The sequence below is a fragment of the Anaerococcus sp. mt242 genome, from assembly GCF_016798225.1.
Taxonomy (GTDB): domain Bacteria; phylum Bacillota; class Clostridia; order Tissierellales; family Peptoniphilaceae; genus Anaerococcus.
On record NZ_JAEUYX010000001.1, the window covers coordinates 163,209 to 179,877 of the forward strand.

General features: G+C 32.7%; 14 protein-coding genes and 1 other annotated feature. Of the genes, 10 read left to right on the top strand and 4 right to left on the bottom strand.

Annotation, left to right across the window (positions count from 1 at the left end; translation table 11 throughout):
- From JNO63_RS00875 to JNO63_RS00910, 8 genes are all read left to right on the top strand, one after another.
- On the top strand, positions 1-1,050 hold the full coding sequence (locus JNO63_RS00875) for a DUF7601 domain-containing protein (RefSeq protein ID WP_203126330.1): 1,050 nt from the start codon (positions 1-3) through the stop codon (positions 1,048-1,050).
- A 155-nt stretch (positions 1,051-1,205) separates the two neighbouring features.
- Positions 1,206-1,961 carry a class B sortase gene (srtB, locus tag JNO63_RS00880; protein WP_203126332.1) on the top strand — a complete coding sequence of 252 codons (756 nt, stop codon included), beginning with the start codon at positions 1,206-1,208 and terminating at the stop codon, positions 1,959-1,961.
- The gene (locus JNO63_RS00885; protein ID WP_203126334.1) at positions 1,961-3,553 is read left to right on the top strand and encodes a hypothetical protein; all 1,593 of its coding nucleotides are present in this window, start codon (positions 1,961-1,963) and stop codon (positions 3,551-3,553) included. Before srtB ends, JNO63_RS00885 begins: the two co-directional genes overlap by 1 nt.
- A 205-nt stretch (positions 3,554-3,758) precedes the next feature.
- Positions 3,759-6,785, top strand: coding sequence for an FIVAR domain-containing protein (locus tag JNO63_RS00890; RefSeq protein ID WP_203126336.1), 3,027 nt, complete (start codon positions 3,759-3,761; stop codon positions 6,783-6,785).
- Positions 6,772-7,257: a hypothetical protein gene (locus tag JNO63_RS00895; protein WP_203126337.1), complete on the top strand. Its 486-nt coding sequence runs from the start codon at positions 6,772-6,774 to the stop codon at positions 7,255-7,257. Before JNO63_RS00890 ends, JNO63_RS00895 begins: the two co-directional genes overlap by 14 nt.
- Positions 7,258-7,357: 100 nt before the next feature.
- Positions 7,358-8,407 carry an FIVAR domain-containing protein gene (locus JNO63_RS00900; protein WP_203126341.1) on the top strand — a complete coding sequence of 350 codons (1,050 nt, stop codon included), beginning with the start codon at positions 7,358-7,360 and terminating at the stop codon, positions 8,405-8,407.
- Positions 8,408-8,429: 22 nt separating this feature from the next.
- A complete protein-coding gene (locus JNO63_RS00905) occupies positions 8,430-9,005 on the top strand; it encodes a hypothetical protein (protein ID WP_203126343.1) in 576 nt (191 codons plus the stop codon).
- 116 nt (positions 9,006-9,121) lie between these two features.
- Entirely contained in the window at positions 9,122-10,243 is a 1,122-nt protein-coding gene (locus JNO63_RS00910; RefSeq protein ID WP_203126345.1) for a transglutaminase domain-containing protein, read from the top strand.
- A 118-nt stretch (positions 10,244-10,361) separates the two neighbouring features.
- On the opposite strand, the gene murJ is transcribed toward JNO63_RS00910, so the two are convergent.
- The 4 genes from murJ to JNO63_RS00930 are packed head-to-tail and all read right to left on the bottom strand — an operon-like array spanning position 10,362 to position 14,707.
- On the bottom strand, positions 10,362-11,870 hold the full coding sequence (gene murJ, locus JNO63_RS00915) for a murein biosynthesis integral membrane protein MurJ (protein WP_203126347.1): 1,509 nt from the start codon (positions 11,868-11,870) through the stop codon (positions 10,362-10,364).
- On the bottom strand, positions 11,867-12,379 hold the full coding sequence (locus JNO63_RS00920; protein ID WP_203126349.1) for a hypothetical protein: 513 nt from the start codon (positions 12,377-12,379) through the stop codon (positions 11,867-11,869). The genes murJ and JNO63_RS00920 overlap by 4 nt, the downstream gene beginning before the upstream one ends.
- 8 nt (positions 12,380-12,387) lie before the next feature.
- Positions 12,388-13,122: an amino acid ABC transporter ATP-binding protein gene (locus JNO63_RS00925; RefSeq protein ID WP_238390447.1), complete on the bottom strand. Its 735-nt coding sequence runs from the start codon at positions 13,120-13,122 to the stop codon at positions 12,388-12,390.
- The gene (locus JNO63_RS00930) at positions 13,109-14,707 is read right to left on the bottom strand and encodes an ABC transporter substrate-binding protein/permease (RefSeq protein ID WP_203126351.1); all 1,599 of its coding nucleotides are present in this window, start codon (positions 14,705-14,707) and stop codon (positions 13,109-13,111) included. Before JNO63_RS00930 ends, JNO63_RS00925 begins: the two co-directional genes overlap by 14 nt.
- Positions 14,708-14,766: 59 nt before the next feature.
- Positions 14,767-14,994: a binding site (T-box leader), on the bottom strand.
- A gap of 68 nt (positions 14,995-15,062) precedes the next feature.
- Here JNO63_RS00930 and JNO63_RS00935 point away from each other — a divergent pair.
- Together JNO63_RS00935 and JNO63_RS00940 are read left to right on the top strand one after the other, a co-directional pair.
- On the top strand, positions 15,063-15,560 hold the full coding sequence (locus JNO63_RS00935) for a transcription repressor NadR (protein ID WP_203126353.1): 498 nt from the start codon (positions 15,063-15,065) through the stop codon (positions 15,558-15,560).
- Between the two features lie 69 nt (positions 15,561-15,629).
- Positions 15,630-16,649, top strand: coding sequence for a PTS transporter subunit IIC (locus tag JNO63_RS00940; RefSeq protein WP_203126355.1), 1,020 nt, complete (start codon positions 15,630-15,632; stop codon positions 16,647-16,649).
- Positions 16,650-16,669: the final 20 nt, after the last annotated feature.

The following is a 16,669-nucleotide window of genomic DNA, read 5'->3' on the forward strand; positions in this document are numbered from 1 at the left end:
ATGAATTTAAACAATATTTTCAAAAAAGTAAGCGGTATTGCTCTAGCAGGAGCAATTGCATTTGCAGGATTTGCAGGTAGTGCAAAAGCATCATCACCTACACCTAATAATGGTCAAGGTGAATCAACAGATGCTCCTTCTATCACAAAAACAGTAGATGCAGGTGGTAAATATTTCGGTGGTTCTGATTTCAAATTTAATGTAGCTAGAACTACTGTCTCAGATAATGAATATGGAAAATGGGTAAAACCAACTGCAGATCCTGGAATTATAGAAGAGGGTGAAAGAACAGTTAGGATTAATGCTGGGACTACAACCGAAGAATTAACAAACTCAGTTGATTTAGGAGTTAAAGCTCCAGCTGATTCAGTTCAACCAGGTGTATATAGATATGTAATTACAGAGAAAAATCCAAATATCTCAGGTATGGAAGAGAATGAACAATCATTTAATGTGGATGTGTTTATTCAAAGCACAACTGATAATAAACGTGAAATTGTTAAATATATAGTTTCAAGCAACGGAACAAAATCAAACCTAGAATTTACTAATAAAATCACAACAAATGATATTAAAGTTACTAAGAATATTACTGGTAACCAGGCAGACCTAAGTGATAGATTTAATTTTACAATTACATTTACTACTGAAAATAATGCTAATAACACTTCAGTACGTGTTAATGGTGAAGCTCTTCCAGCAGGGGGAAAAACTTTTGAACTAGGTGATGACGAAAGCTTAACAATTACTGGACTAGCTACAAGCGACCAAGTTAAAATTGTAGAATCTGAATTAGATGCTAATAATGTTGAAAACTACGAAACAACTATTGAAGCTACTAATACTCAGAGAGCTACTATTGATAATGCAAATAAAACCATTACAGCATATGGGGATGCGGGTGATATTACTTTTACAAATGATAAAAACGAAACAATTCCAACAGGTCTTATCGAAAACATCGCACCATTCGTATTAGCAATCGCAGCAGCAGGAATTGTATTCTTTGTATACTTCAAAAGAAATAAAGAAGACGAACAATATGCGTAATAGCTAGAATAAAATATTAAAAATTAAAATCTCGCCAGATTTAAAACGGCCCCTAGTCCCGGGAAGGGACTACCATACAATTAACTTTTTATATACCAAAGCCCATAGCAAAGGCTTAACAATTTAAACAAATTCCAAAGAAAGGAGCAAGCAATTTGCAGACAGTAGCAAATATATCGCGTATTGGCGAGAAAATACTAGACCGTATAGTCGCAATAATTTTAATATTGGTCATGCTTTTTGCAGGCTACTCCCTTTGGAATTCATATATGCTTTTTAGAGGTGGTTTTGCTGGGGATGAGCTTTTAAAATACAAACCTCAAATTACTGAAGATGGCGAAAACCCTACTCTGTGGGATTTGATGAAGATAAATGAAGATGTAGTAGCTTGGGTTACTATCGATGATACAAATATCGACCATCCAGTAGTCCAAGGTGAAGACAATATGGAATATGTTAACAAAGATGTTTACAAAAACTTTGCCTTAAGTGGTGCAATATTCCTAGATTATAGAAATAATAAAGAATTCAAAGATCCATACTCCCTTTTATACGGTCACCATATGGACCAGGGTGGGATGTTTGGAGATGTGGTTCTATTTGAAAAAAAAGATTATTTTGATAAACATAAAACTGGTACACTTTTCTTACCAAAAGAAACTTATAATATAGAGATATTTATGGTAAGCAAAATTGATGCCTATGATTCTGTTATATTTAACCCATCGTCAATAAGCACTATGGAGGGTAGGCAAAATCTTATTGAACACGCCCGAAAAACAAAACTTCACGAACGAGATATAAATATAGGAAATGACAGAATAATAGCCCTCTCTACATGTGAAAAGGCAACGACAAATGGTAGAACGGTTATACTTGGTGTAATTAGACCAATGAATGGAGATAAATAATGAAAGCAATTAAAAAAATTAGAAATTTAATATTAATAGCAATGGTTATTATATTTCCATTTCTAAATACTCAAGCTGCAGGCGAAATTAAGATACCTATTTCTGTAGAGTGGTTTTATGAAGGGCAAAAGTGGGCGAGTAGTCCTCATTTTGCAAATGTAGTTATTGAGCCACAAGATGGTGCACCAGCGCCTAGCGTATCTTCTTTTAACTATCCGGGAGATTACAAAATAGAATTTACTGCACCAGAATTTAGCAAACCGGGCAAGTATAAATATCTTATTTATCAAAATAATAAAGATTTTAAGGAAAAGGGAAGGTCAGTTACTTACGGCAAGAACAAATACATTGTGATGTTCTTTGTTCAAAACGGAACTGATGGACTTAGCACATCAGTTTATTCCTTTGATGCGGATAAAGTAGATGAGAATGATAAAAATGCTAAAGAAACTGAAATTAAGTTTGCAAATGATGATCCCCATATTCACAAAAATAATGGAGATATTGTAGATCCTAAGGATCCTTACCATCCTTTTCATCCACAAAATCCTTGGTATCCATATGATCCTATGGATCCTAAAAACCCATACCACCCAACAGAACCAAATAGACCAATTGATCCCACAAATCCAAATAGGAACGAAGAAAATACTCCAATATATCCAACAGAACCAGAGGATAAAACTAATCCAAACAAACCAATCAATCCTATAGATCCTCCAGTGCCAGGAAGAAATGAAGATTATTGGCCAGAGTACCCAAACCCTAAACCAACTGACCCAAATAATCCATCAAAGCCTGGAGATTCCGAAAATGAAAATGGCGGATGGCCCTGGTGGTGGCCAGAATGGCCTTGGAGTCCAGTAGATCCAAATGAACCTACTAATCCAAGCGATCCAGAAAATCCAATCACACCAAGCAATCCTCCAAAAGTTAAGGAAGGTGAAAAACCTTGGTGGTGGGATAAGATAAATCCTGATAAGGATTACAAACCAGAAAATCCACCAATAGATCCAACAGATCCACAAAATCCAACTAAACCGGTTGATACAACAAGGCCAGAACAACCTTGGTGGTGGGATATCTATTATCCAGAAAAAACATTTGACCCAGAAAATCCAGATAAGCCAGTAGAAAAACCACCGGCTGAGAAACCATGGTGGTGGGACAAACTATTCCCAGAAGTTCCTTATAATCCAGAAGATCCATATCATCCAAATGGTAAAAATCCATCAAAAACCGAAGATGACTCTACAAGTCCAGATAAAGGAAATAAAGAAGATGGAGAAATTGATAAGGGAGACGGTCAAAACAAGGACCACGAAAATGATGATGCATCAAGAAAAAATAGAAAAGATAATGAATCTGACTTATCAGAAAGCACAGTAAAATCTCCATCCTCAAATATCCAAGATGATAAACAAAATCAAGGTATCTTTGGCTGGGGAAGAAAGGGCAGCGATAGGTCATCAACTGGCCGCGTCAAAACTGGTATAGAAAGTGTTGGTATGTGGTTAATTATATTGTTAATTGCAGCATATGCACTTTATAAACTAGAAAAGCAAAAAAGAAAAAATCCACATAAAGACTAAACTCAAAGCTTTAGGGACATATCCCTAGAGCTTTTTTTGTAGAAAATTATATGGAGATCACTCAAAGTGAAAAATGTTGAAATTTAAACGTTTTATTTGAAATTATCAAGCTTATGATTTTGACAATATTTTCTAAAAATTGTATAATTTAGATAGCTATAATTAAGCAATAAGCTTAAATGGTAAGAGAAATTAGGAGCTAGAAATGAAAAATAAAAAACTATATGTAGGAACTATTGCTCTAGCACTATCTATCGGGGCAATCGCTCCAGTAAGAAACAATGTAATTAGTTCTGTAGCATATGCAACTGGAGCTGAAAACACTGATCCAAACAGTGGAGCAGCTTCGGAAAATAAAACTACAAAATTAGATAAACTAAAAGATTTAACAGATGAGAAATCAAGTGTTCAAAATTCAGCTCGTTATAACATTGCTTCTGAATCTGAGAGAAAAGCATATGATAATGCTATCAGTGCAGGAAGAGAAGCAAACAATACAACTGAAGATAAAAAATTAGATGAACTAATTGCGAATATTCAACAAGCTAAAGATAAATTTGGAACAGACTATTTGCCGACAAACGAACAACGTCAAGGTCTTAGTTCTACAATCGCTATTGCAGAAAAGTTATCAAAAACAATAGCAAATGATAACAATGTATCAAAAGCTGATAAGGAGAAATTAACCAATGCAATAAATTCTGCTAAGTCTGACGAAAAAAACTTGGCAAAAAGTGGAGATGAAATCAATACAACTAATAAAACATTAGCTCAAACTATCAATGATATCATTAGTGATAACAATCTAGAGGCTAAAAATTCAGCACTAACAAATGATGAAATTGAAAAAATCACTCCAGCTGATAGTACATCCTATGGTAGAGCTTACAAAAATTTATTAGAGTTAGATAAGAAAGCTTATGGTTATACAGAGTTAGACGAATTTAAAAATATTACAGATTCAAATATTAAAAATAATTTAAATAATAGTCTAACTAAAGCAGAAGAAGTGTATAAAAATGTTTCGTCAACAACAGTTGAATTAAATACAGCCTACAATAACTTAAATAAGGCCTATAACGATGCACTTACTGCAGCAAATTCAAAAAATACTGAAGCTAGTAGATTAAAGTCTCAAATTCAAAATGAAATTAATACAAGTCCAGCTGGATTTGAAAATGCAGGTCAAACAGCAAGATTAACTTATAATATTGCAAAAGCGAATGCAAATGCAGTATTAAAAAAGGAAAATGCGACAGCTGATGAACTTAAAAAAGCTCTAAATAACCTAAACCTTGCAAAGCTTGCCTTAGCACCAATAAAAACAAAAGTTATTGACAGCACAGAAATCGAAAAGGCACCTAAGGATATTCTTAAAGAATTGGTAGATGCAGCAACAACTTATAAGACACAAGATCCATACAAATCAGCAAGTGATGCAGATAAAAAATCATATGATGATGCTATCACTGCTGCAAATGGAGTTCTTCAGAATAATAAATCAAGTGTCGATGATTTAAATGCAGCTATACAAACTATAAAAGATGCTCAAAACAAAATAGCAAGTTCAAAAGAAACAGGCGACCAAAATTCCTATGACCAAGCAAAAGTATTATTGGATAGTTTGGTAAGAAATAAAGAAGAAGTTACAAAAAGCACAGCTTATACAAGTGCCAATTCAGACAAAAAATCAGCTTATGATAAAGCTATATCTGATGCTAGCTTAGTATTAAAAGATATTGCAGATGGAAAAGATATAAGTACTGAAAAAATCAATGAGAACATCAGTAAAATTGTAAATGCACTTACCGACCTAGGCTACAAAGATGTAGTAAAATATTCAAACACTTTAAAAGAACTAGTAGATGAAGCTCCTACATTTAGACAAACTTATGGCTATTATGTAAAAAATAATAGTAGCAAAGACTCTGATAAGTCATTGATAAAAACATACAATGATTTGATAAAATTAGTAAGCGAAAATTTAGATACTCTAAGTCAAGACACAGAACTATCACAAAAATATGTAGATCGTATTAATGAAATTAAAAGAAAAATTGTAGGCCAATCTAGCAATCCTGCAGCAGATGAAAATAAGGAGAGCCTACAAAATTTAATAGACTTAGCTACAAAAGTTCAAGCTCATCCAGATTATGTAAATGTAAAAGCTACTCAAAGCAAAAATTTAAATAAGGCAATTATAGCTGCTAGAAGAGCGCTAAATAGTGATAATGCATCTGATATTGAAGATGCTAGAACTTATCTAACAAATCAATTAAATCAAAGCGAAATAAAACCAATTGTTGCTAAAATAAATAACCTAAATGAATCAGAAGATCTAAAAGAACTTAGAAAATTAGCTGAATTAGCAACAAAAGTTACAAAACACAAAGAATACGCGAATGTTGATAAAGATTTAAAAGACAAACTGGAAGATGCGCTTAAAAAAGCAAATCTAGCAATCCAAAGTAAGGATAAGACAAAGATAAAAGAAGCTAAGGATACCTTAAGCAATGTATTAGCTGATGATAAATTCAAAAAAATTATTGAAGATATTAATAAAAACGAAAAATCATCAAGACAAAATATTGAAGACTTTATCAAAGGTGACAAAAATTTAAGAGATTCAGTTAATTATAAAAAAGCTCAGAAAACATTAAGAGATGCTTATGATAAAGCTATCGAAGAAGGTAAAGCAATTCTTGAAAATAAAGATGCAAGCGAAGAGGATTTATCAGCAGTATCAGAAAAAATAATGCAAGCAGTAAATGCTCTAGATGGTAACCAATTTGCAGCAAGAGTAGAAAAGCTTAAAGAAAAATACAAAAAAGATGGATCTCAAATCACCAATGCAAATAAAAAAGCAGCGGTTGAAGCAAAACTAAAAGCTCTTGAAGATAAAAATGCAACTATGGATGATCTATTAGCAGCAGAAACAGAGCTTACAAATGCTTTAAAACTAAATGGTAGCAGCACTCCAGTAACAACTACGACAAATACAACAACAGTACCTGGTACAAGAACAACAACTACACCAGTAACTACTACTAGACAAGTACCTTCTACAATTAATCCAGGATCTATTGTAAGAACGGGTATAAAATCTCTTGTAGGGGTAGGAGTACTATTAGTAGCAGCCATTGGAGCATATATTCTTACTGGCAAAAATAAAGAAAAAGATAAAAATAAAAATGTAAAAGCAAAAAGGAGAAAAGACAATGAAATTAAATAAAACACTAGCATCAGCACTACTATTAACAGTAACACTAACAGGATGCGACAACATGGTAAAAAATGAAAACAAAGATGCAAACGCACCAGTTGTAGAAGAAAACAAAGCAGATACTGCAAAGGAAAATCAAAACACAGCTGATGAAGCTAAAGCTCCAGAACAAACAGCTGAAAATAAAGCAGAAAATACAGAGGATACACAAAATTCAGCAGATACTAACGAAAATGCAGATGAAACTACTGACCAATCTCAAGATACATCAACAGCAGATATGTCAGCAGATCAAAAAATCGAAGCTTTAGAACAAGCAATCTTTGATAACAGATCAAGTGCACGTGCAGTAGAAATCCTATTTGAACTTTCACCAGAAACTGTAAGCGGACATGAAGATGAGCTAAACGAGTTACTAGAAACATCAAACTCACTACTAGAAAAAGCTCAAACAGCCCTTGACCAATTAAAAGCACAATAATTAAAGACCCTCCGGGGTCTTTTTTTAGTATAATTTTAAAAATACTTCATTAGGGTATAATGAAAGCAAGAAATAATTCTAATAACTAAAGGAGTTATATATGAAAAATAAAATATTAAAAACAAGTGCCGTTCTTGCTCTAGGAACATTATTACTAGTACCAAGCACAAATAATGTTTACGCGGCAAGCACAGATACAAGTGTTAGTACGGAAATGTCTGAAGTAGAAAAAGAATTTAGACAAAAATTAGAAGAAGTAAATCAAAAGATTGTCCAATACGATTCTGTATTGATGGGATATGAATTTAAAAATGCTGATGAAAAACCTCAATTACAATATACCAATGCCTTAAAAGGCCTAAAAGAGGGATATGAAAGTTTGATAAACTATAAAACAGAAAACGACGATTTTTATAGATTATACATCAATCAACTAAATAGTAGGGTAGAGTTAGTAGAAAATGCAAAAGCAAATCTAAATGGTAGAGAAGTTGACAAAAGTGAACTTATCAAACTAACTACAGAACAATCAAACTTCCAAGCAAGTGATGCATATAAAAATGCACCAAAAGAATTAAAAGAAAAATATGATGCTGCGGTACAAAATGCTTGGAAAACTGTAGGTGACAATGGACTTAACCTTACAAACCTACAAAACGAACTTGCAATAAATGCTGTTCAATCAGCAAAAAATGAAATAATTGCAAATGATGAGAGAAAAAAAGCTTTAGACAGCCTTAGAGAAGAAATTGCAAAAACAGCAGATATCAGAGCAGAAAAAGATATCTATACAGATAGCTCATATAATACTTATAACAATGCTGCAATCCTTGCAAAATCTACAATCGAAAATCCAAATTCAAGCTTAGATGAAATCAAATCAGCAAGAGACTTAGTTCAATCAGCAAGAAATAATCTAGCTAAAAAACAAACTCAAGGTGACATTGATAGACAAAAACAAATTGAAAGATTAGAAGAAGCTATAAGACAAAATAAGGAAACTAGAGAGTCAGTTTTATTAATCAAAAAAATTGCTCCAAATATTGCAACAAAAAATGCCAAATACTTAGACCAACTAATCAAAAGATCTGAAGATATAGTAGCTAGATCAACAAAAGTTTTAAACCAACTAAAGGGAATTAGAGGCTAAAACCAAACCTTAAGGAGGTATGATGAAATTTAAATCAAAAATATTAAAATCACTCTTATTAGTAAATATAGCATTTTTAAGTTTAGGTAGCCAAAGTGCTTTTGCTAACACAAATGATAGACAAGCAAATGTTGCTCAAAACTCAGAAGCACTTACCCGTAATCAAAATTTCACTGACCAAGCAAGACAATTACAATTGGCAGTAGATGACGAGGTTAATGTAGTAAATTCAAATGCATATTTCAATTATGCTAGTCAAGATGTAAAAGCAGAATATGAATCAGCAATCGCTGAAGCAAAATCTGTTTTGGCAAGACTTGATACAGCAAGCTATGATGAGCTTAGAAATGCCATGAATAGGATAAATCTTGCAAAGAGAAATATAAAAGCAGAGGTAAACAACAAGGCTCAAAATGAAAATAAAAAAAATCAGCTAAGAGCAGCTATACAAAGAAATCAAACTACTCTAGCGGCTGCAAAACAGCTTAAGCAAATAATGCCAAACTATGTTAAAAAGTTCGATAAACAACTAAATGCATTAATAGCAAGATCAGAAAATCTAATTGCAAGAGCAAATAAAATATTATCAACCCTCTAAAAATAAGCCTACAAGTACAGCTTGTAGGTCTTTTTTGTGTCTAAAAGCCTTTAAAATGTGTCAAAAAAATGTATATTATATAGTGATACAATTTTAATTTAGAGAGGGTTTGCACTTTGAAAAAGAAATTATTTGGGTTTTCTTTGGCGATGATTTTGGCCATAAACCCGCTTATAAATACAAATATTAGACCAAACATTGCCTATGCTGCAGCTGATCAGGCAAAGTTAGATAAGCTTGATACAAGTTCACTCGAAAGTCAAATAAGGGCTGCAAAATATCTTATAGAAAATATGCCAAATATTATTAGCGGTGAAAATAGAAAAAAATTAGACGATTTGATAGTAAAAAGTGAAAATCTTATCGTTAGGATAAATAATTATAAGGCTAGTCTCGAGACAAATGATAATTTAAATATCAGAGCAAAAAATATAGTTAGAGCAAATTTGGATAAGAGAAATACAAATTTCACTGTAAATATCAATGCTTACACTACAAATCAACAAATCCAATCATGGTTTTTAGAAACGGCTAGGGAAGACTGGTATTTCTTCTATAGTATGTATGGAAAAACAAATGTAAAAACAAAATACGATCCTAATAAAACAAAGGGAGATAAGGTATATGTTCAATCTGCAACATTCACAGTAACTTTTAGGGAAGATCCAACTGTGGATGACCAAATAGATCTTTTTGCTAATGAATGGGTAAATCAAAATATAAATGCTTATGATGACGATCTAGAAAAAGCTCAAAAAATCCACGATTTTATCGTTACTAAAAATCAATATAATAGGGGAGATGGTAATGATAAGAGCGGCGGATTTTCAATTTACCATCCTTCATCAATTATTTATGGAGAAGGTGGAGTATGTAATGCCTATGCAACACTTTTTGACAAACTAGCAACAAAAGCAGGACTAGATGTTAGATATGCCACAGGACATTCTAAAAAAACAGGTGAGCCCCATATCTGGAATATGGTTAGGGTAAATGGAGTTTGGTATAACATAGACACAACATGGGATGATCCAACTATTAACTTTAATGAAGGTTATGTAGAAAATATTGGAGATTTTGTAATATACGACTATTTCCTAAAAAGTGATGAAGAAATTAACAAATCAAGAACAATAGATGATAATCCAGATAGACCTGAAAGTAATTCTACTTTAAGGACTGGTTTGAAAAATACTACTATTCAACGAATTGATGGTGAATATAGGGTAGTAAATTAGAAAAAAAGAAAGACCTTTAAAAAAGGTCTTTTTATATTGTTTACTTATTGTATTTTATATATCACTTATGATAAAAGAACAAAGCCAATGACGTTATGATTATTCTACTGATTTCTCCTTAGGCTTTTTTATTTTTCTTCCTTTTTAAAAAAGCATTCTTTATATCATCAAATTCATCTACCTTTAACAAATAAATGATTCCTACATATATCACTCCAGCAAATGCAATTGTGACTAGCAACCATAGGTTTGATGGTCTTAATTGATAGAAATATTTTGCAAATATACCTAATACAGCTCCTGCTATTAGAATTTTGCCTATATTTTTTAGAATATATTTATTATCCAAACTGCCAAAAGTTCGTTTATACATTACAAAAGCCATTAATACTGATGAAAATTGGCTGATTGTTGTTGCCATTGCTAGTCCTACTAATCCGTATTTTACTGATAGGGCATAGTCTAGTAAGATATTTATTCCTAGCTGGATAAATGAAATTACCGTTGGTATTTTTGTATTTTGATTTGAGAAAAATGATAGATAAAGCAAATCTACTATGGCAGGACCTAGTAAATATAGGGTGTAGGTAAATAAAACCTTGCTTGTTGCAATCATATCATTGTAGGTAAACTCTCCACGGTAGTATACAAATGAAATTATTGGCTCTGATAAAACCATCATCCCAATTATAGAAGGGATAAATAAAATCATTATTTTTACCAAGGTCTGGCTAGTTAATTTTTTCATACCATTTAAGTTATTATCAGCTACTAATTTTCCAATTATTGGATAGGCTGTAACTTGGAATGGGACGATAAATGTTGAACTAACTATCCTAAGGATTTTTAAGGCATAGTTTATAATAGAAACTCCACCGTCAGTTGCTACTAGAGAAGCAAATGATTGGTCGACTATGGTTGATATATAAACTGCAGCCATAGAAAAAGTTGTTGGTAGCGATAGGATTATAATTTTTTTGACATTTTCGTCAAAGGAAAATTTAATCTTACCACGTTTGAAACCTGTTTTTCTAATGGCTCTTGGAAAAATTATAAATTGGACAAAGTAGGCCAAAAATATACCAATAGTCATTATGGTCACATTACCCTTTGAAATTGCAACCGTGATTGCCAAAATTATATTTAATATAATTAATGGCAGGGCAGGAGTTATAAAATCTCCTTTAATTTGTAAGTATGCAGAAAAAATTGCTGCATAGATATTTGGATAAATGGTTAAAATTATTGCACGCATAAAGCTAGATGCAATTTTTAATTTTTCTCCACTATAACCTGCTGCAAAAAGTTTTACAATAGCTGGTGCAAAAGCAAAGCCTAATATCATAATTGCAGAGGTCAAAAATAGGGAGAAATTTAGAAGATTATTTGTAAATTTATCTCCTGATTCTTCTCCACCCTTTTTTAAAACTTCATTGTATGTTGGTATGTAAGTTTTGCTTAGGGCATAGGTGATTACAGAAAAAATCAGGGTAGCTGCGGTTGTCGATGTGTTAAAGGCATCGGTTATCGGACCGGTTCCATAAAAGAAAGAAAAAATCATCTCACGAATAAATGAGAAGATTTTTCCTACTAAATTTAATATTATAAGTATCAGTGTATTGTTCATGATTTTTTATTGGCATAACCCAATAGGAAATTGTCGATTGACTCGATTTCTAGGGTTATTAGTTCATCTATTTTTATTTCAAATTGGTCAAATACTTGGGCATTTGCCTTATTTATGGCATCTATAACTACGTATTCTTCGTTAAAATCTCGAACATAACCTGTTGATGCATCATAATAATTAAAGCTTGTTGCAAGAGTTATGATTTTGTTATGATCTTTGGCATATTTTATCAAATCTCTAAAGTCAGGTTTTGATTGGTAGATTTCATTGTCGCTGTCCCCGATAGAAATATTGCCCCAAAATCCCATGTATTTTTCAATTTTTTTTAGATATTCAGTATTTCGCTCGATTCCATCTATGGTGGATTTATCAAATAAAAGATATCCATCAAATTTGCCTTGATCATCCACTAAGTGGGTAAATAATCTTTCTGTATTTTGGTAAATGATGTATCCAACAGCAAAGGAATCTTCATTAGTTGAATAAATTTCTACTAAATCTTTCATTAGTTCTCCTAGTTATTTAAGAATCTTGATAAGAATTCTCTAGTTCTATTGTGAGTTGGATTTTCAAAAATTTCTTTTGGAGATCCATCTTCTAGGATTATACCTTTATCCATAAATAAAACTCTAGTTGATACATCACGGGCAAAGTCCATTTCGTGAGTTACTACAATCATTGTAATTCCAGTTTTAGCAAGTTTGGTCATAACTTCTAAAACTTCTCCCACCATTTCTGGGTCAAGGGCACTTGTTGGTTCATCAAAAAGTAGGACTTTTGGATTCATGCAAAGGGCACGTGCAATGGCTACCCTTTGCTTTTGTCCACCGGATAATTGTGATGGTCTAGCGTGGATGAAATTTTGCATACCGACATCTGTTAAAAAGCTCATGGCAAGTTCTTCTGCCTCTTTTTTATTTTTGCCCATTACTAGTTCTTGGCCTAGGGTACAGTTTTCTAGGACATTTTTGTTTTCAAAAAGATTAAAGTTTTGAAAAACCATGCCTACTTGTGAACGATAGTGACGTTCATCAAATTCATTTTCCAAGATATTTTTACCTTCATATAAGATTTCCCCGCTTGTTGGTGTTTCAAGTAGGTTTAGACATCTAAGAAGTGTTGACTTTCCAGATCCTGAGGAGCCAATGATTGAAACAACTTCGTTTTTTTCTACACTAAAATTAATATCTTTTAGAACTTTTAAATTTCCAAAGCTTTTTTCTAGGTTATTTACTTTAATTATTGACATTTTTTGCTCCTGTACTTGATTCTTTGATATATTCTCTGCCCATCATTCTGCGTTCTACTACTAAAAGAATTCTAGTAATTGCAAATGTTAGGATGAAATATATTAGGGCTGTTATTAAATAGGTTGGAAAATATTGGTAGGTTGATCCAGCTACTGACTTACTCATAAAGAATAATTCTGTAACTGATATTACGTTAAGTACTGATGTATCCTTAATGTTAATTACAAATTCATTACCTAATGATGGCAAGATTGTTCTTACAGTTTGTGGAATTATTACATTTTTCATAGTTTGCCAGTGGGTCATTCCAAGTGCTTTGCAGGCTTCAAATTGTCCCTTATTGATTGAATTTATACCACCACGTACAACTTCTGATAGATATGCTCCTGTATTAATTGATACAATTAAGATAGCTGCAAACATTGTGGAAAGGTTTATGCCAAAATATTGTTTTAATCCGTAGAAAATAATTACTGATTGAACCATCATTGGTGTTCCACGGAAGATTTCTACATAGGCACCTAGTAAAAAGTTCACTACTTTATAAATTACATAGCCAATTGGATTTTTGATTTTGTTTACTTCAGTTTTTCTGATAATTGCTACAAGTAAACCAAGTAAAAATCCTAAAATTGTAGATACGATTGCAATAAATAAAGTATTTACAATCCCTTTTAAGAATAGGGAAGAATATCTACTCCAAATTGACTTCATTTCTCCAAAAAATGATTTATCTTCATCGGCTGCTTCTATGCCATCATCTTCACTAAGGCTTGCGACATTTATCATATCTTCCATAATTTTATCTTGCTCATCTTGTGGAAGATTTGCTAAAATTTTATTTATATCATCCTTTAATTCTGATCCCTTTTTAACACCAACAGCTACGCTTGTCAGCATTGGGTCGATTTCAAATCCTTCTTCTGCGTTGAAATCTCTATATACTAATTCTTTGTTTGCCTTTGTTGCAATCAATGCACCAGACTTATCAGAAATATATCCATCAATTGTGCCAGAAACTGTGGCAGTAATCATTGTTGGGAATGAATCAAGAGCTTGTTGCTTATTTACTCCATCCATTTGATCGATTAGATCAAGGTGGAAAGTACCAAGCTGTGCAGTGATTTTTGCATCTTTATAGTCGTTGATATCTTTGGCATTAGCATAGGCGGAGTCTTTTCTTGTTACAACCCCTATTGTCGCGTTATAATAGCTATCTGTAAAATCAATTTGTTTTAATCTTTCTTCTGTTGGACTCATGCCGGCAACAATTGCATCGATTTTGCCTGAGGTTAGGGCTGGTATTAGTCCATCCCAATCTATTTTGTAAATTTCAAGCTCTTTACCAAGCTCATCGGCAATTCTTTTTGCAACTGCCACATCATATCCATTTGCATACTCACCTGGGGAATTTGCAACTGGGATAGCTCCATTTTTATCATCTACCTCAGAGAAGTTAAATGGGGCATAGTTTACTTCCATTCCAACTCTTAAAACATTGCTATCCTCACTAGCAAAACTTACATTTGTAAAAGTTACTAAGATAAGGATAAGGCTTAACAAAATTTTTCTTATTCTTTTCATAATTTTTCCTTTCTTGGGCCTTAAAAATTTCCAAAAAAAATACACGCACACTTTCGCATTGTTGGGACGAAAGGCCGTGTTACCACCCAAATTCATGTACTTTTTGCAAAGCACATCTCATTAAGTACCATCATACTCGTTTGCTGTAACGTGCAATCACGTCTTTGAATCAAATATCCTCAAAGAAACTCAAAGGCTTTTTTCACTAATCTTCCAAATATCCCATTCCACCAGCCGGGACTCTCTAGATTTTTCCAAATAGTTACTCTTCTTCTCATCGTTGTTGAAGATATAATACAAGATTTTGATAAAAAAGTCAAGAACAAAATGGTATAGTTAACAAAAGAGGTAAAGTATGAAACTTAGTGAAAGACAAAAAGAAATAATAAATGCATTACAATCAAGTAATAATCCCATTTCAGGCGAAGTTTTGGGGGAAAAGTTTGGAGTATCCAGGCAAATAATTGTAAAAGATATAGGTGTATTAAAAGCATTTGGCATAGAAATAATTTCTACAAATAAAGGATACAAAATAGATAACAGCGAAAAATTAACCCGCATTATAGAATCAAAACATGAGGATGTAGATATAAAAGATGAGCTAAATACAATTGTTGATAACGGTGGAGTAATAATTGATGTTTTTATAAACCACTCAGTATATGGAGTTATAAAAAAAGATTTAGATATTCACTCCCGCAACGGGGTCAATAATTTCGTAAAAAATATGACGATTTCAACCCCTCTAAAAAATCTTACAGAAAATGTTCACTATCACACTATAAGTGCAAAGAATATAAAAACTCTAGATAATATTGAAAAGGCTCTAAAAGAAAAAGGATACTTAAGCTGACTTTCCCACTGTATATACAATAAATATTTTTTGTGTTATACTTTAGTTAATAAAAACTAAGGAGTTATAATGAAAAAATATTTAGATCAACAGGGGATAAATATATCAGCTAGGGTTTATTTTATAGATGCTTTGGGAGCTATGGCCTTTGGGCTTTTTGCTTCATTGCTTGTAGGGACGATTTTAAATTCAATTGGTAATACATTTAATATTCCATTTTTAACAGAACGAATCTGGCCTTTGGTAGGTCAAGCAACAGGAGCTGCAATTGCAGTTTCAATAGCCTATGCGTTAAAAGCTCCAAATCTAGTTTTGTTTGCATCCACTATTGTAGGTCTAGGTGCCTATGAACTAGGAGGGCCAGTCGGAGTATATATTGCAACAATATTTGGAGTGGAATTTGGAAAACTAGTATCAAAACGCACCAAACTAGATATAATCATAACTCCTGCTCTTACAATTTTAGTAGGTGTTTTAGTGGGAGATGTAATAGGACCAGGGGTATCTGCCTTTATGACAGGTCTTGGAAATATTATTATGAGGGCAACAGAACTACAACCATTTTTAATGGGTATAGTTGTTTCGGTTTTGGTCGGCATGGCCTTAACTCTACCAATTTCATCAGCTGCAATTTGCATGATGCTCTCTCTTTCAGGTCTTGCAGGTGGGGCCGCAACAGTTGGTTGTGCCGCACAAATGATTGGATTTGCAGTGATTTCCTATAAGGATAATGGTCTGGAGGGTTTGCTCGCCCAAGGACTAGGTACATCAATGTTTCAAGTACCAAACATTATCAAAAATCCATGGATATGGATCCCATCAACGCTTGCTGGAGCAATTTTAGGACCTATTTCAACTTTGGTTTTTAAAATGGAAAATACTCCACTAGGTTCTGGTATGGGGACAAGTGGTCTTGTTGGTCAAATCTCTACTTTAAATGCTATGGCTGATAGCAGAAGTATTTCGATTTTACTCATTCAAATTTTATTTTTACATTTTATCCTGCCAGCAATCCTTTCATATCTAATTTATAATATAATGTATAAAAAAGGATTAATTAAAGATAATGATATGAAAATCAATTTTTAATGCCTAGAAATTAAGCTTTT